Source organism: Arthrobacter sp. M4, from assembly GCF_020251205.1.
Lineage (GTDB): Bacteria > Actinomycetota > Actinomycetes > Actinomycetales > Micrococcaceae > Arthrobacter.
Genome location: NZ_JAIWYX010000002.1, coordinates 150,442 through 173,308 on the forward strand (window position 1 = coordinate 150,442; position 22,867 = coordinate 173,308).

25 protein-coding genes, 1 pseudogene and 1 riboswitch are annotated in these 22,867 nt (G+C 62.0%); of the genes and pseudogenes, 5 read left to right on the forward strand and 21 right to left on the reverse strand.

All coding sequences use genetic code 11. The features are described 5' to 3' along the window. Nucleotides 1-41: 41 nt before the first annotated feature. Nucleotides 42-857, forward strand: a complete 816-nt coding sequence (locus tag LD110_RS04320; protein ID WP_225496645.1) for a hypothetical protein — start codon at nt 42-44, stop codon at nt 855-857. Nucleotides 858-947: 90 nt separating this feature from the next. Here LD110_RS04320 and LD110_RS04325 read toward each other — a convergent pair whose 3' ends face one another. Both LD110_RS04325 and LD110_RS04330 read right to left on the reverse strand, forming a co-directional pair. Then, complete coding sequence (locus tag LD110_RS04325; protein ID WP_225496646.1) at nt 948-1,649, reverse strand: DUF6308 family protein; 702 nt, start codon at nt 1,647-1,649, stop codon at nt 948-950. 65 nt (nt 1,650-1,714) lie between these two features. Then, nucleotides 1,715-2,575: a hypothetical protein gene (locus LD110_RS04330; protein WP_225496647.1), complete on the reverse strand. Its 861-nt coding sequence runs from the start codon at nt 2,573-2,575 to the stop codon at nt 1,715-1,717. Between the two features lie 189 nt (nt 2,576-2,764). On the opposite strand from LD110_RS04330, the gene LD110_RS04335 reads away from it, so the two are divergent. Both LD110_RS04335 and LD110_RS04340 read left to right on the forward strand, forming a co-directional pair. After that, nucleotides 2,765-3,064, forward strand: a complete 300-nt coding sequence (locus LD110_RS04335) for a DUF4193 domain-containing protein (RefSeq protein WP_133830806.1) — start codon at nt 2,765-2,767, stop codon at nt 3,062-3,064. Beyond that, complete coding sequence (locus LD110_RS04340; protein ID WP_225496648.1) at nt 3,036-3,452, forward strand: hypothetical protein; 417 nt, start codon at nt 3,036-3,038, stop codon at nt 3,450-3,452. Before LD110_RS04335 ends, LD110_RS04340 begins: the two co-directional genes overlap by 29 nt. A 308-nt stretch (nt 3,453-3,760) precedes the next feature. Here LD110_RS04340 and LD110_RS04345 read toward each other — a convergent pair whose 3' ends face one another. The 17 genes and pseudogenes from LD110_RS04345 to LD110_RS04425 all read right to left on the reverse strand — a co-directional run bounded on the left by LD110_RS04345 (nt 3,761) and on the right by LD110_RS04425 (nt 16,937). Further along, nucleotides 3,761-4,579 carry a nuclease-related domain-containing protein gene (locus LD110_RS04345; protein ID WP_225496649.1) on the reverse strand — a complete coding sequence of 273 codons (819 nt, stop codon included), beginning with the start codon at nt 4,577-4,579 and terminating at the stop codon, nt 3,761-3,763. An 852-nt stretch (nt 4,580-5,431) separates the two neighbouring features. Further along, nucleotides 5,432-5,908: a hypothetical protein gene (locus LD110_RS04350; protein WP_225496650.1), complete on the reverse strand. Its 477-nt coding sequence runs from the start codon at nt 5,906-5,908 to the stop codon at nt 5,432-5,434. Continuing rightward, complete coding sequence (locus LD110_RS04355) at nt 5,905-7,083, reverse strand: ImmA/IrrE family metallo-endopeptidase (RefSeq protein ID WP_225496651.1); 1,179 nt, start codon at nt 7,081-7,083, stop codon at nt 5,905-5,907. Before LD110_RS04355 ends, LD110_RS04350 begins: the two co-directional genes overlap by 4 nt. 122 nt (nt 7,084-7,205) lie before the next feature. Beyond that, nucleotides 7,206-7,889, reverse strand: a pseudogene (locus tag LD110_RS04360) (magnesium chelatase domain-containing protein); the annotation flags it as partial. Further along, nucleotides 7,889-8,245 carry a YraN family protein gene (locus LD110_RS04365; RefSeq protein WP_225496653.1) on the reverse strand — a complete coding sequence of 119 codons (357 nt, stop codon included), beginning with the start codon at nt 8,243-8,245 and terminating at the stop codon, nt 7,889-7,891. The gene LD110_RS04365 and the pseudogene LD110_RS04360, both read right to left, overlap by 1 nt. Before the next feature lie 195 nt (nt 8,246-8,440). Then, a complete protein-coding gene (locus tag LD110_RS04370) occupies nt 8,441-8,785 on the reverse strand; it encodes a DUF2469 domain-containing protein (RefSeq protein ID WP_225496654.1) in 345 nt (114 codons plus the stop codon). 76 nt (nt 8,786-8,861) lie between these two features. Continuing rightward, a complete protein-coding gene (locus LD110_RS04375) occupies nt 8,862-9,554 on the reverse strand; it encodes a ribonuclease HII (RefSeq protein WP_225496655.1) in 693 nt (230 codons plus the stop codon). Nucleotides 9,555-9,557: 3 nt separating this feature from the next. Next, nucleotides 9,558-10,571, reverse strand: coding sequence for a signal peptidase I (gene lepB / locus LD110_RS04380; RefSeq protein ID WP_225496656.1), 1,014 nt, complete (start codon nt 10,569-10,571; stop codon nt 9,558-9,560). After that, nucleotides 10,572-11,249, reverse strand: coding sequence for a signal peptidase I (gene lepB / locus LD110_RS04385; protein ID WP_225496657.1), 678 nt, complete (start codon nt 11,247-11,249; stop codon nt 10,572-10,574). A 74-nt stretch (nt 11,250-11,323) separates the two neighbouring features. Continuing rightward, nucleotides 11,324-11,689 carry a 50S ribosomal protein L19 gene (gene rplS / locus LD110_RS04390; RefSeq protein ID WP_225496658.1) on the reverse strand — a complete coding sequence of 122 codons (366 nt, stop codon included), beginning with the start codon at nt 11,687-11,689 and terminating at the stop codon, nt 11,324-11,326. A 225-nt stretch (nt 11,690-11,914) separates the two neighbouring features. Further along, complete coding sequence (gene trmD, locus LD110_RS04395) at nt 11,915-12,706, reverse strand: tRNA (guanosine(37)-N1)-methyltransferase TrmD (protein WP_225496659.1); 792 nt, start codon at nt 12,704-12,706, stop codon at nt 11,915-11,917. Beyond that, on the reverse strand, nt 12,703-13,311 hold the full coding sequence (rimM, locus tag LD110_RS04400) for a ribosome maturation factor RimM (protein WP_225496660.1): 609 nt from the start codon (nt 13,309-13,311) through the stop codon (nt 12,703-12,705). Before rimM ends, trmD begins: the two co-directional genes overlap by 4 nt. A gap of 143 nt (nt 13,312-13,454) precedes the next feature. Then, nucleotides 13,455-13,697 (reverse strand): RNA-binding protein, encoded by a 243-nt coding sequence (locus tag LD110_RS04405; RefSeq protein WP_225496661.1) that lies wholly within the window; start codon nt 13,695-13,697, stop codon nt 13,455-13,457. Between the two features lies 1 nt (nt 13,698). Further along, nucleotides 13,699-14,115 carry a 30S ribosomal protein S16 gene (gene rpsP / locus LD110_RS04410; RefSeq protein ID WP_225496662.1) on the reverse strand — a complete coding sequence of 139 codons (417 nt, stop codon included), beginning with the start codon at nt 14,113-14,115 and terminating at the stop codon, nt 13,699-13,701. Between the two features lie 183 nt (nt 14,116-14,298). After that, complete coding sequence (locus LD110_RS04415) at nt 14,299-14,739, reverse strand: hypothetical protein (protein WP_225496664.1); 441 nt, start codon at nt 14,737-14,739, stop codon at nt 14,299-14,301. Nucleotides 14,740-14,859: 120 nt separating this feature from the next. Continuing rightward, on the reverse strand, nt 14,860-15,735 hold the full coding sequence (locus LD110_RS04420) for a VOC family protein (protein WP_225496666.1): 876 nt from the start codon (nt 15,733-15,735) through the stop codon (nt 14,860-14,862). Between the two features lie 71 nt (nt 15,736-15,806). Continuing rightward, a complete protein-coding gene (locus LD110_RS04425) occupies nt 15,807-16,937 on the reverse strand; it encodes an amidohydrolase family protein (RefSeq protein ID WP_225496667.1) in 1,131 nt (376 codons plus the stop codon). A 60-nt stretch (nt 16,938-16,997) separates the two neighbouring features. Beyond that, nucleotides 16,998-17,105: riboswitch (TPP riboswitch) on the forward strand. Here LD110_RS04425 and thiC point away from each other — a divergent pair. Then, nucleotides 17,074-18,930 (forward strand): phosphomethylpyrimidine synthase ThiC, encoded by a 1,857-nt coding sequence (gene thiC, locus LD110_RS04430; protein WP_225496668.1) that lies wholly within the window; start codon nt 17,074-17,076, stop codon nt 18,928-18,930. (Overlaps the previous riboswitch by 32 nt.) On the opposite strand, the gene LD110_RS04435 is transcribed toward thiC, so the two are convergent. Together LD110_RS04435 and ffh are read right to left on the reverse strand one after the other, a co-directional pair. Then, the gene (locus LD110_RS04435; protein WP_225496669.1) at nt 18,913-19,632 is read right to left on the reverse strand and encodes an alpha/beta hydrolase; all 720 of its coding nucleotides are present in this window, start codon (nt 19,630-19,632) and stop codon (nt 18,913-18,915) included. The two genes, thiC and LD110_RS04435, sit on opposite strands and share 18 nt — an antisense overlap. 52 nt (nt 19,633-19,684) lie before the next feature. Further along, nucleotides 19,685-21,259: a signal recognition particle protein gene (ffh, locus tag LD110_RS04440; RefSeq protein WP_225496670.1), complete on the reverse strand. Its 1,575-nt coding sequence runs from the start codon at nt 21,257-21,259 to the stop codon at nt 19,685-19,687. Between the two features lie 171 nt (nt 21,260-21,430). Here ffh and LD110_RS04445 point away from each other — a divergent pair, with 171 nt between their 5' ends. Then, the gene (locus tag LD110_RS04445) at nt 21,431-22,843 is read left to right on the forward strand and encodes a glucose-6-phosphate dehydrogenase (protein ID WP_225496671.1); all 1,413 of its coding nucleotides are present in this window, start codon (nt 21,431-21,433) and stop codon (nt 22,841-22,843) included. Nucleotides 22,844-22,867: the final 24 nt, after the last annotated feature.

The following is a 22,867-nucleotide window of genomic DNA, read 5'->3' on the forward strand; positions in this document are numbered from 1 at the left end:
ATGGAAGGATATGGCAGAGGTCTTGGGAGAAGGAACGGGTTGTGAGCACCACACACGAAGAAGCGAAAGCCGACCACGGGGCGCAAAAGAAACGTCCCCTCGTCCGTGTTGAGCCGCAAAGCCACCGCGAGGACGGGTCGCCCATCGCAGGTGAAGGTCAGGCGTATGTGACCCGGTCGGGCAAGCTTTTCCACACTCAATGGTGCTCGATCATGGATGGTCACTGGCGGGCCGTCAATGGAGGCATCTACGTGACCATGATTGCGGATGTGGGCCTGCGGGGACGTTGCCCGCAATGCGACCAGGACCCTGAAGCGAAGAAGCGCTCCAAATTGGAGCGGGCGGAGAAACGGGCAGAGAGGCTGCGACTCAAAGAAGAAGCGAACGCCGAGCACCGGGCGAAGGAACGTCCGCTCGTTCGCGTTGAGCCGCAAAGCCACCGTGACGACGGGTCACCTGTGGCCGGTGCCGGACAGGTGTACGTCACGCGAACCGGGAAACTGTTCCACACTCAGTGGTGCTCGATCATGGATGGTCAGTGGCGGGCGGGCCAAAGAGGAATCTACGTAACCATGATGGCTGATGTGGGCCCGAGGGGACGCTGCACGCAATGCGACAGGGACCCTGAAGCGATGAAGCGCTCCAAATTTGACCAGGCAGAGTTGCGGCGACTCAACCAGGAACTGGATCAACTGGGCAGGACCATAGCGCGAACCCTCGTGGTGAAGGGACCGGAGGGGGTCAACACATTAGGCCCTCAAGTGATCCGGTTCAGGGAGACCGAGGCAGAGCTGACTGCATTGTCCGGTCGCGTCGGGGGCTCGTTTCCGTACTCAAACGAAGCTTCGAACTCGTAGCTATTCCTTCATCGAGCGACATCGGCCGGCTGTGAAGCTGGCGCGGGCGGTTGCGGGATTCGACCACGTTTGTCGTGGCTTCGCTGTGCTTCAGCCGGCGATTCCGAGTTTGCCGGCTCGCCCGCCCTTGATGCCGTGATCCTTGCCGTAGCGCCACAGGATGGCGTCCATGATGCGCAGTTCAGAGATGGATGTCTGGACCGTAGAAAGCTTGTGGATACGGGCCAACCGGCCAGCAAGGTCGGGGTCTTCCACGAAGAGGTTGTGCCAATTCAGCCATTGGCCTTCAGAGGTGTCTTTGCCCACGACTGCCCCAATTACTTTGTCCCAGATGGGGATGAGATGCGGTCGCTTCCTCGCCATGATCTTGCTGGCTGTGGTGGCCCCGACATCCCAGCGCGTTTTGGGTGTGCGTCTCAGCTCCTGCCAGAGCAGCCATGAGGGGCTGACCTCCCCGAGAGTGGCTTCTGCTTCCGCGACCGTGAGGTCGCTCATCTTCACGTCCGTGGGTATATCAGCCAGGAGACCCTGTATTTTTCCCGCCAACAGCTCCTCCTGCAGTCCGATGATGGCCTGGGCCGGCACTTTGACGCTGAGCATGGACACGGCGACAGCGTCGCTGTCGGTGATCCTGTCCCTCACCTGCGGGTTGTCGCCGCGGTTCGCCCATTCATCAAAGTAACTGCCGGTACTGAGCAGCCCCGTCTTTCTGGACGGTTCAAGGTAGTAGCGCCGGAGCAGTTCGGCTGCGGCTTCGACGTTCTCTTCTTTCAGGATGGCCGGTAGTTCCATGAATCCCCCTATGGCTTCAATGCGCGAACGATGACCCTGACTGACCCTGCGACGTCGCTGGGCAGTCAGTCTGTATGGCGAACCTCAATCCCGGGGTGGTTCTCCATGACCCAGGCGGCCATCCGACGGTTCCGTGCCGAGATGAACTCCAGCGTGGCCTCCCGGTACGTTACGTACTCGTCTTTTGTGGCCGGCATCCCGGAACGCTTGAAGTTGTCGAAGGGCAGGTAGAACCGAACCTCTTCGTAGTCGGGTGTCACGAGGTCTTGAAAGTGGAAGAACTCCACAAACTCCTTGAACCCGTCGAAGAGCGCAAAGAAGTCCGCGTACGCGTTGATGACATCGGCCAGAGGGCTCTCCGGTTCTCCTGCGTAATGACGCCGGATGCACTCCAGGGTCAGATCCATCCGGTCGGCGATGAGCGACCTGAACCCCCGGGCCTGGTTCATCGTGGGCCGGTCTTTCTTCCTGACGGGCCAGATCATCGCGCTGCCGATGGTGTACGGAGGATTCAGGTAGCGGGACCGCTCGTCCTCGTTCAGCGAGGCGATGGCGTTCGCCAGAGACCTCGTACGTGCCCGGCCGGTGTAGGAGTTCGTGATGGCGTCACTGCCGTACCAATGCCTCGCCTCGGAGGGGTCCGTGAAGATGAGGTAGCCGTCCCCACGCTTCGGCGGCGCGGTCGGTTCGAAGACGACGCCGGGTCGCAGCTCCTTGGTCCACAGCAGCTCGTGGTCCGCCCGGAGATTCGGACTGCCACTGTCCGGGTCAGTCCCTGGAGGGGTGTCGGTCATGTAATTGAACGAAGTATCGAAGACGCGCGGCTGTTGCTGCTGCGGGTATTCCGGATCACTCAAGGTTCCCCCAAAGACCAGAGTTATAAGAAGCACGAGTCCGGTGGTTGGTTCCGCAAATGTCGCGGCCATCGGCTCTGTCCCAGACTAGGTGTCACTTCCTGATATTGAAATACCAGGTGCCCCACTGACCGTCGGCAATGCCAGGTTCCCTGAGGTTCTGATTGCGCGCCCATGCAGCCGCTCTTTTATGGAATTCTTCCCATGTCCTGTACGTTGCAGGATCGGTAATCCCCATCAACAGAGAAGAGATGCACCTCCGTGGCAACCGATTACGATGAACTGCGCACCGACGTCAAGGAATCCCAGGAAAACTCCCTGGAGGCCCTGAAGTCCGCCAAAGCCCCGGATGCGAAATCCGTGGTTCAGGAGCTCGACGAGGCTGACGCCCTGGACGGCCTGACCCCTGGCGGGGAGTTCATTGCCGAAGAGCTGGTCGTCCAGGTCATTCCGCAGGCTGACGACGAGTTCACCTGCTGGTCCTGCTTCCTGGTCCGTCACCGTTCGCAGAAGGCCCGCGAGAAGGACGGCCATGCCTACTGCGTCGAATGCGAAGGCTGAGCGGTTTTGGCCGGCTGTCCCGGAGCATATCTGGAACAGCATCCGCGAAGAATTCTCCCTGCCGACAGCGGCAGACTTGGAGACGCATTTCCAATCCCTCGGCGACCCGGAGGCCATGCGCCGGGCAGTTCGGGTATTCATCGGCGAGGGAACCTTCTGCCCGGGCTTCCAGCTCAAAGATGGGCTCTTCCACGAACCTGTGCTGCGCCTCTTTGACCAGGCGATGAGCCTGAAGATTCCTCATAACGTGTTCGCCGCCTGGATGGTCAGCCCACTGCCGGCAGAAACCCGTTCCCGGCCAGTGGACATACTGGGCTGCATGACGCTGCTCCAGAGCTCCTTGGTCGCCTTTGGTGACAGGTACCGGCCGGCCGAAAAGCGCAACTAGCGGCTTGGCTCTGCCGTATCCGAAGTCAGATGGCTTCCTGGAGGGCATGGATAAATGGCTGCACATGTACCCGACCTAGCGGGCATCCTGCCCGCGGTCCAGAATCTGACGGACCTCGCGAAACGCTTCGAAACGGCGGCTGGCCCGGGCTTCCCGAACTGTCGCGACGTCGAGGGGGCCGATGCTTCATTATGGGAGCCTCGGCAGGCGGCCGGACTGCAAATTCACTACTGATCGATACCTGACTTCGTTCCCGCAAGCTATCCCTCAGTGTGGTTTCGAGCGGACCGGAACGTTGGCACCCGATCTCAAGCAGGCTTGAATCGCGAGGCTACCGACTCACTCATAGCCGCCACATCAACGTCGCCGGCTGGCTCTTCTACAAGCACTTTGGCCAGCCGTTTCGGCCAGAGTACATGAACGCCATGGATCGAGAATGCGCCTCCGATCAAGGGCCAGTCGGCTTCAACAAAGCACAGCGCCCCGGTGACCGGAACATCCCCGACGTGGTTCCGCACGACGTCGACCTGTTTGAGCACCCCATCGACGAGCTTCGTGCAATCACGTCGGCCGACGAGGAGCTTCTCCACGCGTGGGCGAAGGATGCCACCCTCGATCTGCAGTTCAGGCCGTCCCTTGTACCGTTTAGCGTCGATGACCCAGATTCCACTGGAAGTGATGGCAATGTGGTCGATGTTGGCCTTCGATCCGGGGATGCGTCGGTCGTGAAGGACGGCCAGGCCATCGGCGGCCAGGGCATCCAGCCGAGCGCCGAGGCGTTCCTCGCCAATCGCGCCTCGATCCCAGGCCTTGGTGCTTTGGCGTTCGTCAGAGACGGCGACTGCGATGCCGCCGAATGGACCCCACTTCTCGCGGAGCTTTTCCTCGTCTTTCGCTTTGCGACGCTCATACTCGCGTCGGGCTGACGAGCCAGCGATTCCGGACTCAGTGGACAACGGGTTATCACCAGCTCGTTCCAGGTGGAGGTTTGTTTCCAGAGTCTCGGTGGCACACTCCAAGCATCGGACGCTCTTCGTCTCGCTCTCGTAGATCGCTTCCGTCCCGGCCGGAAGAGATGCACCGCACAGCCGACACACTCCGGCGTACCGGAGCCTCATCTTCTTCATGAGGACACAGGGTGGAGCATCGACACGGACCCAATCTGCTTGTAGATCACGGCGGTTAAACCGCGGATGTGCTTTGCACGGATCAATCCTCGCCCACGGCGGCGTCCAGACCTTGCAAACTTGCCCCAGGATCTTAGTGGAAATCTCGTACCGCCGGCCTTCCGGCGAGCTGTGATGACCTCGGGCGAACGGCCCGTAGGTCACTAGGCATCTGTATTCGGGAATTCACGGAGTGTGGCCGCTATGGCCCTTACTGCCGCCGGGTCCTCGGTCCAGTGCCGGGCCGTGCGTGTACAGGCGTGGAAGTTTTTAACTTTCGATGCTTTGGCGGCCTCAGTTAGCTCTGCCCACGCTTCCCGCAGTTCCGCTTGGAGCTCGGGTGACATGGGCGCGCTCGGGCCAGGTTCTGCGGCCACGACTGGACTTATGGGTGCCGCGGTTGCGGCTTTTCGTTGAAAAAGAGTTCTAAGACCCATTTCTGTTCCCCCTTTCCCCTCTGCCCAGAGTATCAATGTCTCCTCAACGCGTCCGGGACACTGCGACCGAGCGCCCAGCCCCATGGCCAAGCGGATAGCAGCAGCCGAACAGACGCGTTATTCCCGTGCAGCGGGCGGCGTTTCCAACGCCGGAAACGACCCCCCGGTCCATGTCCCCCGACAAGAGAAGAACGACAACTTGGAACTCGTTCGTTTGACCTCTTAGTCCAGTCGATGTTCCATGCGCGCTGCTGTACCGTGGCGACTGAAGGCCTGCCGGTCCCCCATCGGTGGGCCTTCTTTTTCCGTCACTGCGGGGAACGATGGGCGAATTCTTGGCCGAAGTTGCCCCTGAAGTCGCTAAGAGAGCAGTCCGTCACCCAGCGCCGCGAGGCCCTTCCTGTTCGGGCCCAGCCCCGTCGATGAGCGCTGCGAATTGAGAGTTGCTGAGCACGTTCAGTCCGAACTCCTCCGCCTTGTCGCGGACGGCCTCGTCACCAGAGACGACGAACCAATCCGGGGCTATGAGGTACTGTCTGTCGTGCTCTTGGCCCTCCAGGGCGCATGCGATTACCAGCGGGTCGGCGTTGCCCAGGTTGGCATAGAGGTTGACCAACCGCGTGTCAGTGTCCGGCACTGTGGCCATGACTTCGACCAGCAGTTGAAGCACCCTTGGCGTCGTCGGATGGACGTTGTCGCGCAGAGATTGGATGTCTGGAAAACCATTGGCCTCGCGCAGTACAGCCTCTGGTATGACGGCACTCTCCAGAAAATACTCGCTCGATCGTCGCTGCCTCCCAAGCTGACTGAGAGCGTTCGTGTCGACGACGTACCGCCGTCCGAAATCGCTCATCCTAGAGCCCGCCTGAGGTCGCCGATCTGAGATGGCTTGAGGTGGTTCAAACAAACTGCACGGCAGAATTCTCCTGGTGAGATGCTCTGGCTATCGAGCGCGTGCAGCATCCGCCGACTGAGTTCTCTCCCGTTGTACTTGCGAACTGCGTTCTCAGGGAGAATCTGACTTCGAGGACCGCCCTTGGGGAGGCTCTGAAACTCCTCCCGCAACTGTGCAAGGTAGTTGCCCGTGGTCTCGGCATTGATCATTCCCAGCCTCATCGCGCGCACCGCTACGGCGCTCGTAGTGACCTTGAATTCGTTCGATGCCATCCTCATGTCGTCGAGCGACGTAGGTCCAATCGCCTTAAACCGCTCGCGAGGCATCAGCATTGCACCCGCGATATCGTACTCCCGCCCGGGATCCGTGTGGGCGCTGCCACCGTCCCACGTCATTGGAGCAAATTTCCTTCGGGCTACCAGCACCGTCAGCAGTGCAAGGGTAAAGATCGTCCGACCGGCAGGCTCCTGGTCGTCCCCATGATCTCCTCCCGCCAGAAAAATAAACGGGACCTTGTTGTCTCGGATCGCCATACCGCTGAACTTGACGTGCGTCAGGCGCTGCGGCATGTAGTGCTGGACACTTCGCGATACCAAGACTTGGTTGGCTTCGAGACGGTCGATCATGAGATCGAGTGCCTTCTCCTTGTTTTTGCAAGTACGGACTGCCTCGTGAGAAAGACCTATGGCCGCCATAAGCCGTGCTGCGTCCGCTTCGATCGATGACCCGTCGTCACGGAGCACGCCTACAATTTTGTTCCGCTGGAGCGACTTATCGTGCTTCCGAACGAGCTGCTGCTTTCTGATCAGGTCCTTGACGATCAGTTCGATGTCCCGCAACTCCACCTTGGAGCGTGACCCTATCGAGAATGTGTCTCTACTCAGTCCCGCGAGCAACTTCTCGGTCTTCTTCTTCACCTGGTGCTGCACGAGCGCAAACGGAGCGAAGAACAGGGAGTATGGGATGTCGCCTTTGTCCGCGAGCCACACGAGCTCAGAAAACTTGATTCGGCGCGAATCCAGCGCATTCTCATAGCCTTTGTAGGTTCCCGCCACAGAATTGTCGAGCAGCACCCTGAACACGGCCTCGTCAATCGGGACGGCCTCGCCATCCAAGAGGACGTCGATCGCCATCTCATATCACCCCCAAGTGAACATCGTATAACTCGCCGCGTATCTCCATGAGTTCCACTCGGAGTCGAGGGTCGGGATGAGCCTATCGACGTTTTACACCACATGCACGTTTAAGTGCATACACCCGGCGGTCCGGTCAGAAGGATATGGTGGCCCCCGGCGGCTGCAACTTCCAGGGCCCGACGTGCCTCCTCCTGGCCCGCCACGTCGTACAGGTCAGGAGCCGGTGGCTCACTTGCATTGGCGGCGTCCCCTGGACTGGTTTCCTGCGGGTCGTAGTCCAGGGCCAGTTCCTGGGGATCGGCTCCAAAATCGAATGCGAGCCGTGCAAGGGTCTTGTAGCCCCGCACCGATGCTCCCGGCACCAGCTTTGCTTCCGCGGCATTGGACTCCGCCACCACAATTTCGGGATATCCAGCCCTGACAGCCGCCATAACGGCGGGCAGTATTCCCCGCACGGGGCGGAGCCTGCCATCCAACCCAAGCTCGGCAATGAAAACTGTGTCACCGGTGGGCCTGACATCGCCGGCCGCCGCCAGGACCGCCATGGTAATCGCCACGTCAAAACCGGATCCGCGCTTGGGCAGTGACGCGGGGATGAGGTTCGCGGTGATCTTTCGACGGCTCAGCGGAATTCCTGAGTTCTGCGCCGCCGAGCGAATGCGCTCCTTGGCCTCGTTCAGCGCCGCGTCCGGCAGACCCAGGATCACGAAGTTTGGGAGGGTTTGCCCGATATCAGCTTCGACTTCGACTATGTGGCCGTTGAGCCCCAGCAGGGCCACCGAGTGGCTGCGTCCAATACCCATCAGCCCACACCCCGTAGGTGTTCCACGCACGGTTCCGCATCGCCGTCGTCCACTACCGCCACAACGTCCACGCGACGGACGCGCGGTGCAAAATCATGGTCCCGGCACCATGTCGCCATGAGGCGGTGCAGCCGAATCAGTTTTGCGGCGTCCACGGCCTCAAAGGGATGTCCAAAGTTGAGGTTGCGCCGAGTCTTGACTTCCGTGACCACCAAGATGTCGCGGTCGAGCGCCACAATGTCTATTTCGCCCTCGGCACATCGCCAGTTTCGGTCCACTACCTGCATGCCCTGGGTTTCCAGATACTCGGCCGCAACATCTTCTCCGCGCCGTCCGAGCACGTCCTTTGCTTTCATCTCCACCTCCGCATCCAGACTGCAGGTGGAAAGGAAGCGACGCCCAGCCGCAAAAAGCTGTATGTGCACAACGCCGTCTATGTGGGAAACTCGGGCACGGCAGGCCGGAGCGTCTTAACCCAGGCGGCACGCTCCACGCCAGGCGCCGCTCAGGGCCAGCGCGGAAGGCTCGCGCCGAGGAGAACCGCTAGGGCATCAGTTGCCCAAGTCGCCCAGATCTCCCAAACCAGCGTCCTTCGGGAGAGCCAGTTCCTCGTTGCGCGGCAACTCCTCCACGTTCACGTCTTTGAACGTGATGACACGGACGTTCTTTACGAACCGGGCCGAGCGGTAGACATCCCAGACCCAGGCGTCCTGCAAGGTCAGGTCAAAATAGACCTCGCCGTCGGCACTGCGTGCTTGGAGATCGACGTGGTTGGCCAGGTAAAAGCGGCGCTCGGTCTCTACGACATAGCTGAACAGGCTTACCACGTCGCGGTATTCGCGATAGAGCTGCAGTTCCATGTCAGTTTCATAGTTCTCAAGATCCTCGGCGCTCATAGCTCCATCTTGCACCATCCATGACGAAGACCGCGCCTCGGACGGACGCCCCTCCCCTAGGGGGACGCCCACAGGGTCACAGAATGTTCCAGCTGGTCCTGTGTTGCGGCGTGGCGCCGGCTGCACGCAAGGCCTCCCGGTGGGCGGGAGTGGCGTAACCTTTGTTCTCGTTCCAGCCATAGGTGGGATATTCGGCATGCAGTTCGACCATCCGTCGGTCCCTGGCGACCTTGGCCAGTACACTCGCCGCGGCGACGCTCAGGCATGACATATCAGCCTTAATCAGGGTGTGGACGGGAGCTAGGCAGCCAGGGCCAGATGGAGCGTCGTCAAAGAGTGAAGGCTGTGCCTCCGGGGACAGCCAGTTGTGGTTTCCGTCAAGCAAAACGATGTCCGGCACCACGCCACCACTGACAATCTCGTGCCAGGCCCGGTTACCGGCAAGTCGCAGCGCCGCCATGATCCCGATCCTGTCGATCTCGCCTGCACTCGCGTGTCCTACAGCGGAGGCCACGGCCCATTCCCTGACCAGCGGCTCCAACCTTTCACGGTCATCCGGTTTGAGCAGCTTGCTGTCGCGGACGTCGGCCAACAGGCGCAGGTGGTTCAAGTCGATCACAGCGATGCCAACACTCACGGGACCCGCCAGGGCACCGCGGCCGACTTCGTCCACGCCCGCCAGAAGGGTGATTCCAGGCGTCAGGAAGCCTCGCTCGACGTCCAGGGTGGGCGCCGCAGCTTCGATCTTTGTGCGGGCGGGGGCTGCCATGGTTCACCGTCCTGCAGAAGCAGGGGCAGGAACCCCTGCAAAGACGCCCGGGTAATTATCCAGAACATGCCAACGGTTGACCGGCCAGGCTATGACCGTTGCCTTGCCCTCGACGTCTGAAAGGTTGATGAAGCCGCCGTTCACTTCAAGGTGTTTGCGCGAGTCACTGGAATGGTTCCGGTTGTCCCCCATGACCCAGATCTTGCCCTCAGGCACAACCACATCAAAGAGCTCGGGTATCGGTTTCTCGGCCGGATTGATATAGGCCTCGTCCAGCGGCTTTCCGTTGACACTCACCCGGCCCTGAGCATCACAGCAAACAACGTGGTCACCGGGCAGTCCAATGACACGCTTGACGACGTGCTGCTCTGTCCCATCGGGAAGCAGTCCCACAAAGATGAGGCTGTCTTGGAACCATTTGAACGGGCCCGGCTGCTCCTTCTCAGTGGCGGGCAACCATCCCTGCATGTCCTTGAACACCACAACGTCGCCGCGCTGAAGTTCAAAAGGCCTCGGAACCAGCAAATTGATGAAGATGCGGTCGTTCACATCAAGGGTGCCCACCATGGACTCCGACGGAATAAAGAAAGCCCGGAAAAGAAACGTCTTGATCAGGAAGGAAAGCACAATCGCGATTCCGACCACCGTACCGATTTCCTTGAGCCAAAGGAGCACAGGGTTGCCGGCTTTGCGCTTCTTGCGGCGTCCGCCCACTTCGTCGTGGTCTTCGGCTTCCTGGGATCCATCGGGCCCCTTATCTTCGCCGTGCTCCACAGCGCCGATGACCGGATCCTGTGTGTCGCCGCGGGATGTATTAGGGACATCGCCGGAAGTGGCGCGCAGCCGTCGTCGGGACATCACGCCGTCGCCCGCTGACGGTGTGGCGGCTCCCACCGGACCTGCCGATGGAATTCCGGAATCCTGCGGGGTCATGGACCGGGGCTCGGCGACGGTGTCCGGCGCCATCGGGACGGCCTCGTTCCGCCTCTCGGCTCCCCCGGGTGTGTTGTCCGGCATCTACTGTCCGTTCGTCGTCGTTGTTCCGGCCGGGGCCGGGCGCGGAACTTCCGCAAATCTATCAAGCGGCCATACGATCTGTATCGGCCTGCCGATAACACGCTCTATGGGGACCATACCCCCACCGGGCGCGCCCAGCAGGCCTCGTGAGTCTGCCGATCGCGAGCGATGGTCTCCCATGAGCCAGAGCCTGCCTTGCGGAACCACAACGTTGAAGTTCTGGTCACTGGGCCGGTCTCCCGGATATAGATAGGGTTCCTCAAGCCCCTGACCGTTTACTGTGAGTTTGCCGTCCGCACCGCAGCACTCCACGTGGTCCCCGGGAATGCCAATTACCCGCTTAACGTACGTCGTATCACTGCCTGTGATTCCTAGCCAGTGCCCCACAGCTTGCGCGGTATCGGCCAGCGGTCCCTTGCCACTGTTGAGCGGTGCAAATGTACCCCGACCGTCGAAAACCACCACATCACCGCGATGGACCGGGTTGACGGAGAAGTCCGTACGCGAAACCAGGATCCTGTCTCCGGGACCCAGCAGCGGTTCCATGGATTCGGAGGGGATGAAGTACACGTCAATCCATAAAGACCTGACAAGACCGCTGATAGCCACCGCAAGGGCAACTGCCAGCAACACAAAACGCCAGCCCTGTTTCCGGGGCTGGCGTTTTGTGTTGTCCATGGTTTGAATCCCAGGCGGGTACGGCTGCACCGGCGGAAGCCGGAACAGCAGCGGACCCAAGTATTGGCCGGTGCCTACTTGGCAGCCGAAGCCGTGTAGTCGCGCTTTTCCTTGATCTTCGCAGCCTTGCCGCGGAGGTTACGCATGTAGTAAAGCTTGGCGCGGCGGACGTCACCCTTGGTTACAACCTCGATCTTTTCAATGATCGGGGAGTGCACGGGGAAGGTACGCTCCACACCAACGCCGAAGGAAACCTTGCGGACTGTGAAGGTCTCGCGGACGCCGGAACCCTGGCGGCCTACGACGAAGCCCTGGAAGACCTGAACACGGGTGTTCTTGCCTTCAACGATGTTCACGTGCACCTTGATGGTGTCACCCGGGCGGAACTCGGGAACATCGTTGCGCAGCGAAGCTGCATCTACGCTATCGAGGATATGCATTGATCCACTCCTGATGGACGCCACAGGTCATCCACTTTGGGTCACGGCGACCAAGCCCGCGGCTTCAAAGCCGGGTCGGGGAATTGCCGCCGAAAATGAAGTAGCCGGCCCTCGCCGCCTGTCGGCGGAACCGGTGGTCACACTGTTGGCCTCGCTCCCCCTGTGGCAGGGCGGACCCAGTTGACACAAGGACTAATTTTGCCACAACCGCGCAGGCTCAGCCAATTAAGTGCCGCCTTCGCGCCTCATGAGGCGCCCATCAACGACGTCGTATCCCAGTTCGGCGAAAACCTCGCGGTCCGCGCGTGGGAGGTTGGAGGCATCGAAATCGGATAGGAGGTCCGGCCTCCTGTCCGCCGTCCGGCGGAACTGTTCGTGCCGACGCCACTGCGCGATCTTGCCGTGGTTGCCGCTCAAAAGCACAGGAGGAACCTCCCGCCCCCGCCATTCAGAGGGCTTGGTATACACCGGATACTCCAGAAGGCCGTCTGAGTGCGATTCCTCCACGAGCGATTCGGGATTCCCCACGACTCCCGGGAGGAGCCTGCCTACGGCCTCAACCATTGCGAGCACCGCGACTTCTCCGCCGTTGAGGACATAATCGCCAAGGCTCATCGGCCGGACCCTGAAGTGCTCCCTCGCCCAGTCGATGACGCGCTCATCGATCCCCTCGTAGCGCCCGCAGGCAAAGACGAGTTGCTCTTCTTCGGCCAACTGGTGCGCTATGGCCTGCGTAAACCTCTCGCCGGCAGGGGACGGAACAATGAGCACCGGCTTGGCAGCCGTGCCTTCGCCCGCAATGGATTCCAGCGCCAAGGCCCACGGCTCCGCCTTCATGACCATGCCCGCCCCGCCGCCGTACGGCGTGTCATCGACTGTACGGTGCCTGTCGCTGGTGAAGCCGCGGAGGTCGTGGACTGCGAGGTCCAGCAGTCCGTCCTGCCGGGCCTTGCCTATAAGGGAGAGCTCCAGCGGTGCCAGGTATTCCGGAAAGATGCTGACAACGTCGATCCTCATCGACCGGACTCCCCTGGGTCTGCGCCCGCGCCCTCTTCGGATGCCGGCGCACCCTCTTCGGATACCGGCGCGCCCTCATCGGAACCCGCTTCTTCCGTGTTCAGTTCGAAGAGACCTGCCGGAGGCTCCAGCAGGACGTAGCCTTTTTCAGTGTTGACCTCGGGGACGATCGCTTCCACGAAGGGCACCAGGATTTCCCGTCCATCGGCACTCTCTACAATGAGCAAATCCTGCGCCGGCATTGTGTTCAGCGCGACGACCTTGCCTACGATTTTTCCGCCGACGCGGACCTCAAGGCCCACGAGCTCATGCTCGTACCAGCCCTCATCGTCATCATCTTCCTCAAAGTCCCCGGTTTCGACCATCAGTTTGACGCCGCGGAGACGCTCGGCATGATTGCGATCGGCCACTTCCTCGAATCCCAGCAGGAGGATGCCTTTGTTCCATCGCGCCGTCCGAAGAGTCAGTGGACCTGCGGAAGCCGGGTCCACTACGTATTCCGTGCCGGCCACGAAACGTTCCTCCGGAGCGTCAGTGAGCACCTCAACTGTGACTTCTCCGCGAATACCGTGGGGCTTGCCGATTCGTGCCACCTGGAGCTTCATGGTTCCTCTGTTCTGGATCCTGTTTCCGGCGGGTGCGCCGGCTGTGTCGGACGGTTGTGCTGGTCAAAGCAGTCCGGCCCCTCCACCGCTAGGTGGAGGGGCCGGGAGAGCCGGTAATTTCTGGGCGGGACCAGCTGGGCGCGCTACCGGCGGCGGTCGGTGTCGACGACGTCGACCCTTACCTGATCGCCACCGGCCAAGGCGGCAACCACGGTGCGAAGCGCACGCGCCGTGCGTCCCTGGCGTCCGATCACCCGTCCAAGATCGTCCTGGTGGACGCGTACCTCGAGGGTTTCCCCCCGACGGCCGTTCTTGGCACTGACCTTGACTTCCTCCGGGAGGTCAACAATGCCGCGGACCAGGTGTTCGAGCGCTTCTGCCAGCAATTTACTCAGCCTCGGTGGTCTCTGCTTCTGCAGCTTCCTCAGAAGCCTCAGCCGGCTTGGCCTTCTTGGTGATGGCCTCCGGGATGATAACCGTGGCCTTCTCCGGAGCCACGAAGGCTTCCTTGGCAACCTTGGTCTTCAGGGTGCCTTCCTGACCCGGCAGGCCCTTGAACTTCTGCCAGTCACCGGTGATCTTGAGGATCGCGGCAACCTGCTCCGACGGCTGCGCGCCGACGGACAGCCAGTACTGTGCACGCTCGGAGTTGACCTCGATGTATGAGGGCTCCTCGGTGGGGTGGTACTTACCGATCTCCTCGATAGCCCGGCCATCGCGCTTGGTGCGAGCGTCGGCAACGACGATACGGTAGTACGGTGCGCGCATCTTACCGAAGCGCTTGAGGCGAATCTTAACGGCCACTTTTGTGGTCACTCCTGTTTCTGAAACGGGGTGAACCCGTCGTTCTGCTCCCGTGGGGCGGGCCATACTTGGGGGTTCTAAGGACAAGATGCGCGCGTAGAGAGAGGGGCTACGCGGATCAAGTACCCGTCCATTGTGCCAGAAGCAACCAAAGATTTCGAACTGGCACGCCCGTGCGAGCCCTTAGGTAATCGACCACACATAGAGGCCGGAGCGATCGGCATTCTCCACTTCACGGGCCAACTCGGCAACGCGCGCAACGTAGGCCTTGGCATCCTTGGCGCCAAAAGGCATGTCGTCCTGGGCAGCCCACTTCTCGGCGACGCTCCCCAGCACGTCCTCTTCGCCTTCACTTTCGTAACTGAGCAGTTCAGCCAAGGCCCTCACCATGGCCGGCGGAACGCCGAGAAGCGCGTCGCTTGCAACATCCACCATGGCCAGTTCGTAGTCGGCGCCAGAGGCGTGTACTGCGGTTCCCGCGAGGTCCCCCAGTTGTTCCACCTCAAAATCACTGATCCCGTCGATTCGAACGGATGCGGTCGAAGGGGCTGAACCCCGCTCCAATTCCGCTGCCCGCTTGAGTGCCTCGTCGTGGGTGGCTACGAAAATTTCTGCAAAGCCCATGGAACCACTCCGTTCAGTCGGTACGCTGCACCACGACATCGCGTGCAGGGCGGCCGCTCCCGTCCCCGTGGATCAGACGCCGGGCCGCCATTGCCAGCCTAGTCGAGCATGCGGGCCCCGTCAGCGGACCGCCACACGGATGCGATTCCGCCATGGGTCCTCAAAGCGAAGTTCCAATCCCGTGTGGTGCGAGGAAACACCGGCGGTCTTCAGGCGGTCCGCAAGCGCGCCGACGTCGACACCGCCGGGCACCTCGATGAGCACCTCACCCAATCCGAGCGTGTCTTTCCGGGGTCCCGCCCCGCGGCTGTTCCAAACGTTCATTGCCATGTGGTGGTGGTAGCCACCGGCAGAGACGAACAAAGCCTGCCCGTGCCACCCGGCAGTTTTCTCGAAGCCAAGGGTGGTGACGTAGAAATCGTGGGCGGTCTGAACGTCGCCAACCTGGAGGTGGACATGCCCGACGCCGGCAGCTGCCTCGTGCTGCCCCTCCAGGGCCGCTTCGCTCAGGTGGGTTTGGAGGTACCGCTGGGGAGGAAGCGCGACGTTGTCCATAACAACGTTCTTCCCCTCCCATTGCCAGACGTCCCGCGGCTTGTCGTAGTACAGCTCGATGCCATTGCCTTCAGGGTCGGCGAAGTAGAAGGCCTCACTGACGAGGTGGTCCGCGCTGCCAACGAAAGACATCGGTTCATACTGGGCGGCCGTAGCAATAGTTGCGGCAAGGGAGGCCTGGTCCTTGAACAAGACGGCTGTATGGAAGAGGCCGGCCTCGCCTCGGCCGGGAATGTGCAATCCAGGAGCCGGTGCAAGGTGCACCACAGGCGTTCCGAGGCGACCGAGATAAAGACCCCCGTCCTGCTCGGCGACGGGCTCCAGGCCGAGTGCCCGCTGATAGTAGTCGCTCATCTTTGCCATATCGCCGACCCTGAGCATCACCGTACCCATCGCGAGATCGGCGGGCAGTAGGTCCTGGCTGGCAGTTTCGGTGGTCATGCAAGAACTCCCGTGGTGTGCTTGGCCACCGATGCCCGGCAGCCTCTTACACTCTTAAATTACTTGAAGCTTCAATTTATTCCCAAAGCGTGTTCTGTGTCCCGTGCCATCAATGGGTTCTGCCCGACCACGTTTCCCCCAAGGATGACGGAGGCCAGGGATCGGATGGTTTCGGGGAAAGCCCTGGGGTCCTCGCGGCACACCAGGACATCGGCCGGCGCGCCCTCCTCGATGCCGGGGGCACCGAGCCACCGGCGGGCAGACCAGCACGCCGAGTCCAGGGCCACAGGCGCCGGCAGCCCTGCAGCGTGGAGGGACAGGACCTCATCCGCAATCCGGCCGTGCCCGATGACGGTTCCCGCATCTGTGCCGGCAAAGATTCGGACGCCGGCTTCATGGGCTTCGACCACGCGCTCATTGCGGCGCTCCCACAACTGCAGCATGTGGGCGGCATATACCGGGAATTTTTCCTTGGCGCGGGCCGCGATGTCCGGGAACCTCGCGATGTTGATGAGGGTCGGAACAATGGGAACGTCCTGCTCGACCAGGCGGGGTATGTGCCGCGGCAGGAGCCCTGTGGCGTGCTCGATGCAGTCGATCCCTGCGTCGAGCATGTCGTCGATCGTCGCCTCAGCGAAGCAATGCGCTGTAACGCGAGCGCCCTCGTCGTGTGCTGCTGCCACGGCATCCTTGACGACGTCCAGGGGGAAAGATGGCGCCAGGTCACCGGCGCGGCGATCAATCCAGTCACCCACGAGCTTCACCCAGCCGTCGCCGTCGCGCGCCTGGACGCGAACGGCGGCAGCGAGACCATCCGGTTCCACCTCAACCGCGAGTCCGCGCAGGTACCTCCTGCTGCGGGCAATGTGGCGCCCGGCACGGATGATCCGCGGCATGTCCGCACGACGCTGCAACCACCGCGTATCGCTCGCCGAACCGGCATCGCGGAGCAAAAGCGTCCCTGCTCCCAGGTCTGCTGCAGCCTGGGCTTCAGCCACTTCAGGCTCGACGCTCCCGCCAGGGCCAAGTCCAACGTGGCAATGGGCGTCCACGAAGCCCGGTAGAACCCAGCCCTCAACCACATCGTCCGCTGCCTGCTCCGGGCGGCGGAATGTCAACATTCCGTCCACGGACCACAGACCATTCCGCACCTCATGGGGGCCTGTGAGGACCGGTCCGGTGAATTCAATGGTTCTTGCCATGGCTTCCAGCCTAACTGCGTGACACATGCCACGCGGTTGGACCGGCTGTGATAGCTTCTTCTACGACCACACGGGTGCCCTTGCAGGGGCTGAGATCAGGCTGAGGCAGCCTGCGACCGTCGAACCTGTCCGGATAATGCCGGCGAAGGAAGTGAGTACTCCTTTGAGCACCATCGAAACACAGCACAGCCCTACCCACGCCGAGGCGCAGTCTGCTGAAACCCAGTCCCTGAAGTCGCACTCCCTGGCCTACGTCGAGGATGCGGAGCATGGGATCCGTGTGCCCGTCACCGAGATCGCGCTGGAGCCATCTCCCAACGGCGACGCGAACGATCCCTTGCGCGTCTACCGGACCGCAGGTCCCGGAAGCGACCCGGTAGTCGGCCTCCAGCCGTTCCGCGCGGCGTGGATCGAGGGCCGCGGCGACACCGAAAGCTACCAGGGCCGCGAGCGGAACCTGCTCGACGACGGCAAGTCGGCTGTTCGGCGTGGGGCCGCGTCCGCAGAGTGGAAGGGCGGTCAGCCGGTGCCCCGCCGCGCCGTCGAGGGCCGCACAGTAACCCAGATGCACTATGCCCGGCAGGGCATCATCACGCCCGAAATGCGCTTTGTTGCCCTGCGGGAAAACTGCGACGTGGAACTCGTCCGCAGCGAGGTTGCCGCGGGACGGGCCATCATTCCCAACAACATCAACCATCCTGAGTCCGAGCCGATGATTATAGGCAAGGCGTTCCTTGTGAAAATCAACGCCAACATCGGGAACTCTGCAGTCACCAGTTCCATCGCCGAAGAGGTCGACAAGCTGCAGTGGGCCACGCAGTGGGGCGCCGACACCGTGATGGACCTCTCCACGGGCGACGACATCCACACAACGCGCGAATGGATCATCCGTAACTCCCCTGTTCCCATCGGCACGGTTCCCATTTACCAGGCCCTGGAGAAGGTCAACGGTGAGGCCAACAAGCTGACGTGGGAGATCTTCCGCGACACGGTGATCGAACAGTGCGAGCAGGGCGTGGACTACATGACGATCCACGCGGGCGTACTCCTGCGCTACGTTCCGCTGACGGCCAACCGCGTGACGGGCATAGTTTCCCGCGGCGGGTCGATCATGGCCGGATGGTGCCTTGCGCATCACCAGGAGAATTTCCTGTACACCCACTTTGACGAGCTCTGCGAGATCTTCGCCAAGTACGACGTCGCGTTCTCCCTGGGCGACGGCCTGCGTCCTGGTTCCATCGCCGACGCCAATGACGCCGCGCAGTTCGCAGAGCTGGACACGCTTGCGGAACTCACCCAGCGAGCCTGGGAGTACGACGTGCAGGTGATGGTTGAAGGCCCCGGCCACGTCCCCTTCCACCTGGTTCGCGAAAACGTTGAACGTCAGCAGGAACTGTGCAAGGGCGCGCCCTTCTACACGCTCGGCCCGCTCGTTACAGACATCGCCCCGGGCTACGACCACATCACCTCAGCGATCGGGGCAACGGAAATTGCCCGCTACGGTACGGCCATGCTCTGCTATGTGACACCCAAGGAGCACTTGGGCCTGCCGAACAAGGACGACGTGAAGGCCGGCGTTATCACATACAAGATCGCCGCCCACGCGGCCGATCTGGCCAAGGGGCATCCAGGCGCCAATGAACGTGATGACGCACTGTCCAAGGCGCGCTTCGAGTTCCGCTGGCGTGACCAGTTCGCGCTGTCCCTCGATCCGGTCACTGCCGAATCATTCCACGACGAAACGTTGCCCGCGGAGCCGGCAAAGACCGCACACTTCTGCTCGATGTGCGGACCGAAGTTCTGCTCGATGCGCATCAGCCAGGACATTCGGAACGAGTATGGTTCCGCCGACTCACAGGCAGCCATTGCGGAAATGTACGAGGGCATGCGGGAAAAGAGCGCCGAATTCCTTGCATCCGGCGGCAAGGTCTACCTGCCCGAACTGCAGGTTCCAGCCTCTTCCGGAAAGTCCTCCTCAGGAAGCCTGAACTGAGTAGCTGCCACCCACCTGCTTGATGAAGGAGCGGATCAACCGGTCCCCATCAGCAGAATCCTGGGGCCGGTGCCCGCCCGCCGCGGTGCGGTGCAGGGCACCGGTCTCACGCAGATAGCCCGCGATCTCTTCGTACAAGGGTTCCCAGCCACCTGTCAGGACGAGCGTAGGAACCCCGGGCACAATGTGCAGTGGTGCTTCCCAGCTTGGCGCCTGGAGCCTGAGCCTCCGGGCAGCCCTGCGGGCCTCGGCTGTGTCCGGATCATGGGCTTCGAGGGAAAAGGCCCTGCGCACGTATTCCCGGTGGTAGTCGGCGTCCGTGAGGTGGTGGCGGACTTCGAAGAGCGGTGCCATCAGCGCACGGTAGGCGGCCGTGGCTGGCAGTTCCGCGGTGAGGGACAGGCAGGCCGGCTCCACTAACACCAATGAGCGGATGCGCCCAGGGCAGTCGACGGCCGCCATCATGGCACTCACCGCTCCCTGCTCGTGCGCCACGACGTGACCGCCGTTCGGCCCCAGGGTCTCCAAGAGGATTCGGGCGTCCGAAGCGAAATCGGATTCCAGCGGTTCCTCCGCCGCATTGAAGCCATGCCGCCTCAGGAACAGGGCGTCGTAGCCCAGTGCCATGCCATGCTGCTTTGGCCAGGCCGCCGCCCCGAATGCGCCGGCGCCATGGACGAAGACTACGCGCTCCTTGTGCATGCGACCACATTAGGCGACAGAGGCAGAACCGGGCAGTGCCTGCCCGATGCCTCTACCTGCCGCCGAGGAACTTGTCGAATCCCTTAGGCAGGTTCAGCTGCGAGGGATCAAAATCCTGTGCCTGCTGGCCAAAGGACGAGCCGGATGGCAGCGACCTCGCCGCATTCGCCCTCTTCTGCTCAGCCTCACGCAGCTGTTGCGCAGCCTTTGCCGGATTGCCCGAGCGGGCCTTCTTCTTGGGCGCACTCTTTCCGGCCTTGCGCTGGCCACCAAAACCGCCTGCGCCCGGCATGCCCGGGATACCGCCGCCCTGGGCCATCTTCTTCATCATTTTCTGCGCCTGCGTAAACCGCTCAAGAAGGCCGTTGACCTCCGACACATGCACACCGGAACCGCGAGCGATGCGGGCCCTGCGTGAGCCGTTGATGATCTTCGGCGCAAGCCGTTCGTGCGGTGTCATGGACCGGACAATGGCCTCGACGCGGTCGATTTCACGCTCGTCGAACTGCTCAAGCTGCTGCCGGATATTTTGGGCGCCCGGCATCATCATCAGCATCTTCTTCATGGACCCCATGTTGCGGATCTGCTGCATCTGGGCGAGGAAATCCTCGAGGGTGAAGTCCTCCTGGTCGGCGAATTTCTTCGCCATCCGGGCGGCTTCTTCCTTGTCCCAGGCCTTCTCCGCCTGCTCAATCAGGGTGAGGATGTCACCCATGTCGAGGATGCGCGACGCCATGCGGTCAGGGTGGAAGAGCTCGAAGTCGTCCAGGCTCTCGCCTGTGGAGGCGAACATCACCGGCTTGCCCGTAACGGACGCCACGGACAGCGCGGCACCACCGCGGGCGTCGCCGTCGAGCTTGGACAGCACGATGCCGGTGAAGTTCACGCCCTCGTCGAAGGCGTGGGCGGTGTTCACCGCATCCTGACCGATCATCGCGTCGATCACGAACAGCACTTCGTTGGGGATGATCGCCTGGCGGATCCGGCGCGCCTGGTCCATCATCGCTGCGTCGACGCCGAGGCGGCCTGCCGTGTCAACAATCACCACATCGTGCAGCTTTTGGCGGGCTTCCTCAACGCCAGCCTTCGCGACAGCGATGGGATCGCCGGCGGGGACGTCGAGGTCAACAGTAGTCCCCGGGTGCGGAGCGAACACTGGAACGCCCGCCCGCTGGCCAACCACCTGCAACTGGGTCACGGCATTGGGTCGCTGAAGGTCACAGGCCACCAGGATAGGGCTGTGTCCCTGGCCCTTGAGCCACTTCGCCAGCTTGCCCGCCAGGGTGGTCTTACCGGCACCCTGCAGACCCGCCAGCATGATGATGGTGGGCGGCTGCTTGGCCAAGCGGATACGCCGGGTTTCGCCACCCAGGATCTCCACGAGTTCCTCGTTGACGATCTTAACGATCTGCTGGCTGGGGTTCAGCGCTGCCGCAACCTCGGCACCGAGCGCGCGTTCGCGGACATGCGCGGTGAAGTCCCGCACCACGGAAACAGCGACGTCGGCGTCCAACAGGGCGCGGCGAATCTCCCTGACTGTGGCGTCAACATCTGCCTCCGAGAGGCGTCCCTTGCCCCGGAGGTTCTTGAAGGTTGCTGTCAACCGGTCAGAAAGTGAATTGAACACGCGCCGCGCACTTCTTTCAGTTGGTCTGAGTTTCAGGTGGTCTGAGTTCCAGGAGTCCGACGACGGCGGCTGCCACCGCGCGCCGGTCAGGACACACATCGAATTTCCGTATTGGAGACACTCGAATCTCTAGGGTATCAAGACCGGCACCCACAGTGGCATGCTGGCACAGTGAAGGACACAACAGAGGCTACTCCCACCGTGCAGACCCTCCTGATACTTGGCGCATCGGGCGACCTGACCGGACGCCTTCTCTTACCTGGACTTGCCCGGCTTGTGGCCGTGGGCCGGACTGGAGGGCTGAAGGTCGTTGGCGCCGGGGCGGAGGATTGGTCTTCCGAGCAGTGGAAGTCCCGGCTGCATGATTCGTTCGAAGCAGCCGCAAAGGAGGCTGACAGTGCCGGTGCGCAGGCCCTCCAGGCGATGGAGGACTCCTCGTTCTACCGGCAGCTGGATGTTACGGCTCCCGGAGCATTGGCGGGTCTCGTGGCCTCCCTCGAAGGACCAGTGGCCATCTACTTTGCGCTCCCGCCCCAAGTCAGCCAACACACCTGCGAAATCCTGGAGCCGGGCCAGTTGCCCGAGGGGACCCGGCTGGTCCTTGAAAAACCGTTCGCGTCCAGCGAAGATTCAGCGCGGAACCTGAACCGCACCCTGCTGAGGCTGGTGCCCGAGGACCACATACATAGGGTGGATCATTTCCTGGGCAAGGCCACAGTGCTGAACATCCTGGGCCTCCGCTTCGCCAATCGGTTCCTGGAACCGGTGTGGAACAGGGACCACATTGAAAAGGTGGAGATCATTTTCGATGAGGACCTGGCACTCGAGGGTCGCGCCCGGTACTACGACCGGGCGGGTGCCCTCCGTGACATGGTCCAAAGCCATCTCCTCCACGTCATGGCCTTGCTCGCCATCGATGCACCGGCCACCGTGGGAGAGCGGGACCTTAGGGACGCGATAACTACCATCCTGAGGGCCAGCAGAATCAGGACCCCTTACGACTCCAACACCCGCCGGGCAAGGTACACGGCCGGTCAACTGGACGGGCGCAACATCCCCGACTATGCGAAGGAGGAAGGTGTAGATCCCGCACGAAATACCGAAACACTCGCTGAGGTCCAGGTGGAAATTGCCAACTGGCGCTGGAAGGGCGTGCCTTTTGTCCTCCGCTCCGGCAAATCGATGGGCGTGCGCCGGAAAGAGGCCGTGGTGACTTTCCGGCCGGTGCCACATTTGCCGGACGGTTTCGCCGGAGTCGACGCCGCAAACCAGCTAAGGATCGGATTCGGTCCGGACACCCTCCGGCTGGACGTCGACGTCAACGGGCCCGGTGACATCTTCACCCTGGACCGCGTCACCTTGGATGCGGAGCTGAACGCCTCAAACCTGCTGCCTTATGGAGAAGTGCTGGAGGGTGTCATCACCGGAGATCCCCTGCTCTCGGTTCGCGGCGACACAGCCGAGGACTGCTGGCGGATCATTGATCCAGTTCTTGAGGCCTGGAGCCAGGGCGCGGTTCCTCTGGACGAGTACGACGCCGGTACCCAGGGCCCAGCCTCCTGGCCACTCCGCGGGGGCGGCTAAGGCCCGTCCCGCCACAGTGCTGAC

Bases quoted from the DNA above. Each gene is read 5' to 3' on its own strand.
- LD110_RS04325 (WP_225496646.1), bottom strand. From the start codon at position 1,649: ATGGAACTACCGGCCATCCTGAAAGAAGAGAACGTCGAAGCCGCAGCC.
- LD110_RS04330 (WP_225496647.1), bottom strand. From the start codon at position 2,575: ATGGCCGCGACATTTGCGGAACCAACCACCGGACTCGTGCTTCTTATA.
- LD110_RS04340 (WP_225496648.1), top strand. From the start codon at position 3,036: ATGCCTACTGCGTCGAATGCGAAGGCTGAGCGGTTTTGGCCGGCTGTC.
- LD110_RS04345 (WP_225496649.1), bottom strand. From the start codon at position 4,579: ATGAAGAAGATGAGGCTCCGGTACGCCGGAGTGTGTCGGCTGTGCGGT.
- LD110_RS04350 (WP_225496650.1), bottom strand. From the start codon at position 5,908: ATGAGCGATTTCGGACGGCGGTACGTCGTCGACACGAACGCTCTCAGT.
- LD110_RS04355 (WP_225496651.1), bottom strand. From the start codon at position 7,083: ATGGCGATCGACGTCCTCTTGGATGGCGAGGCCGTCCCGATTGACGAG.
- LD110_RS04365 (WP_225496653.1), bottom strand. From the start codon at position 8,245: ATGAAAGCAAAGGACGTGCTCGGACGGCGCGGAGAAGATGTTGCGGCC.
- LD110_RS04370 (WP_225496654.1), bottom strand. From the start codon at position 8,785: ATGAGCGCCGAGGATCTTGAGAACTATGAAACTGACATGGAACTGCAG.
- LD110_RS04375 (WP_225496655.1), bottom strand. From the start codon at position 9,554: ATGGCAGCCCCCGCCCGCACAAAGATCGAAGCTGCGGCGCCCACCCTG.
- lepB (WP_225496656.1), bottom strand. From the start codon at position 10,571: ATGCCGGACAACACACCCGGGGGAGCCGAGAGGCGGAACGAGGCCGTC.
- lepB (WP_225496657.1), bottom strand. From the start codon at position 11,249: ATGGACAACACAAAACGCCAGCCCCGGAAACAGGGCTGGCGTTTTGTG.
- rplS (WP_225496658.1), bottom strand. From the start codon at position 11,689: ATGCATATCCTCGATAGCGTAGATGCAGCTTCGCTGCGCAACGATGTT.
- trmD (WP_225496659.1), bottom strand. From the start codon at position 12,706: ATGAGGATCGACGTTGTCAGCATCTTTCCGGAATACCTGGCACCGCTG.
- rimM (WP_225496660.1), bottom strand. From the start codon at position 13,311: ATGAAGCTCCAGGTGGCACGAATCGGCAAGCCCCACGGTATTCGCGGA.
- LD110_RS04415 (WP_225496664.1), bottom strand. From the start codon at position 14,739: ATGGGCTTTGCAGAAATTTTCGTAGCCACCCACGACGAGGCACTCAAG.
- LD110_RS04420 (WP_225496666.1), bottom strand. From the start codon at position 15,735: ATGACCACCGAAACTGCCAGCCAGGACCTACTGCCCGCCGATCTCGCG.
- LD110_RS04425 (WP_225496667.1), bottom strand. From the start codon at position 16,937: ATGGCAAGAACCATTGAATTCACCGGACCGGTCCTCACAGGCCCCCAT.
- thiC (WP_225496668.1), top strand. From the start codon at position 17,074: ATGCCGGCGAAGGAAGTGAGTACTCCTTTGAGCACCATCGAAACACAG.
- LD110_RS04435 (WP_225496669.1), bottom strand. From the start codon at position 19,632: ATGCACAAGGAGCGCGTAGTCTTCGTCCATGGCGCCGGCGCATTCGGG.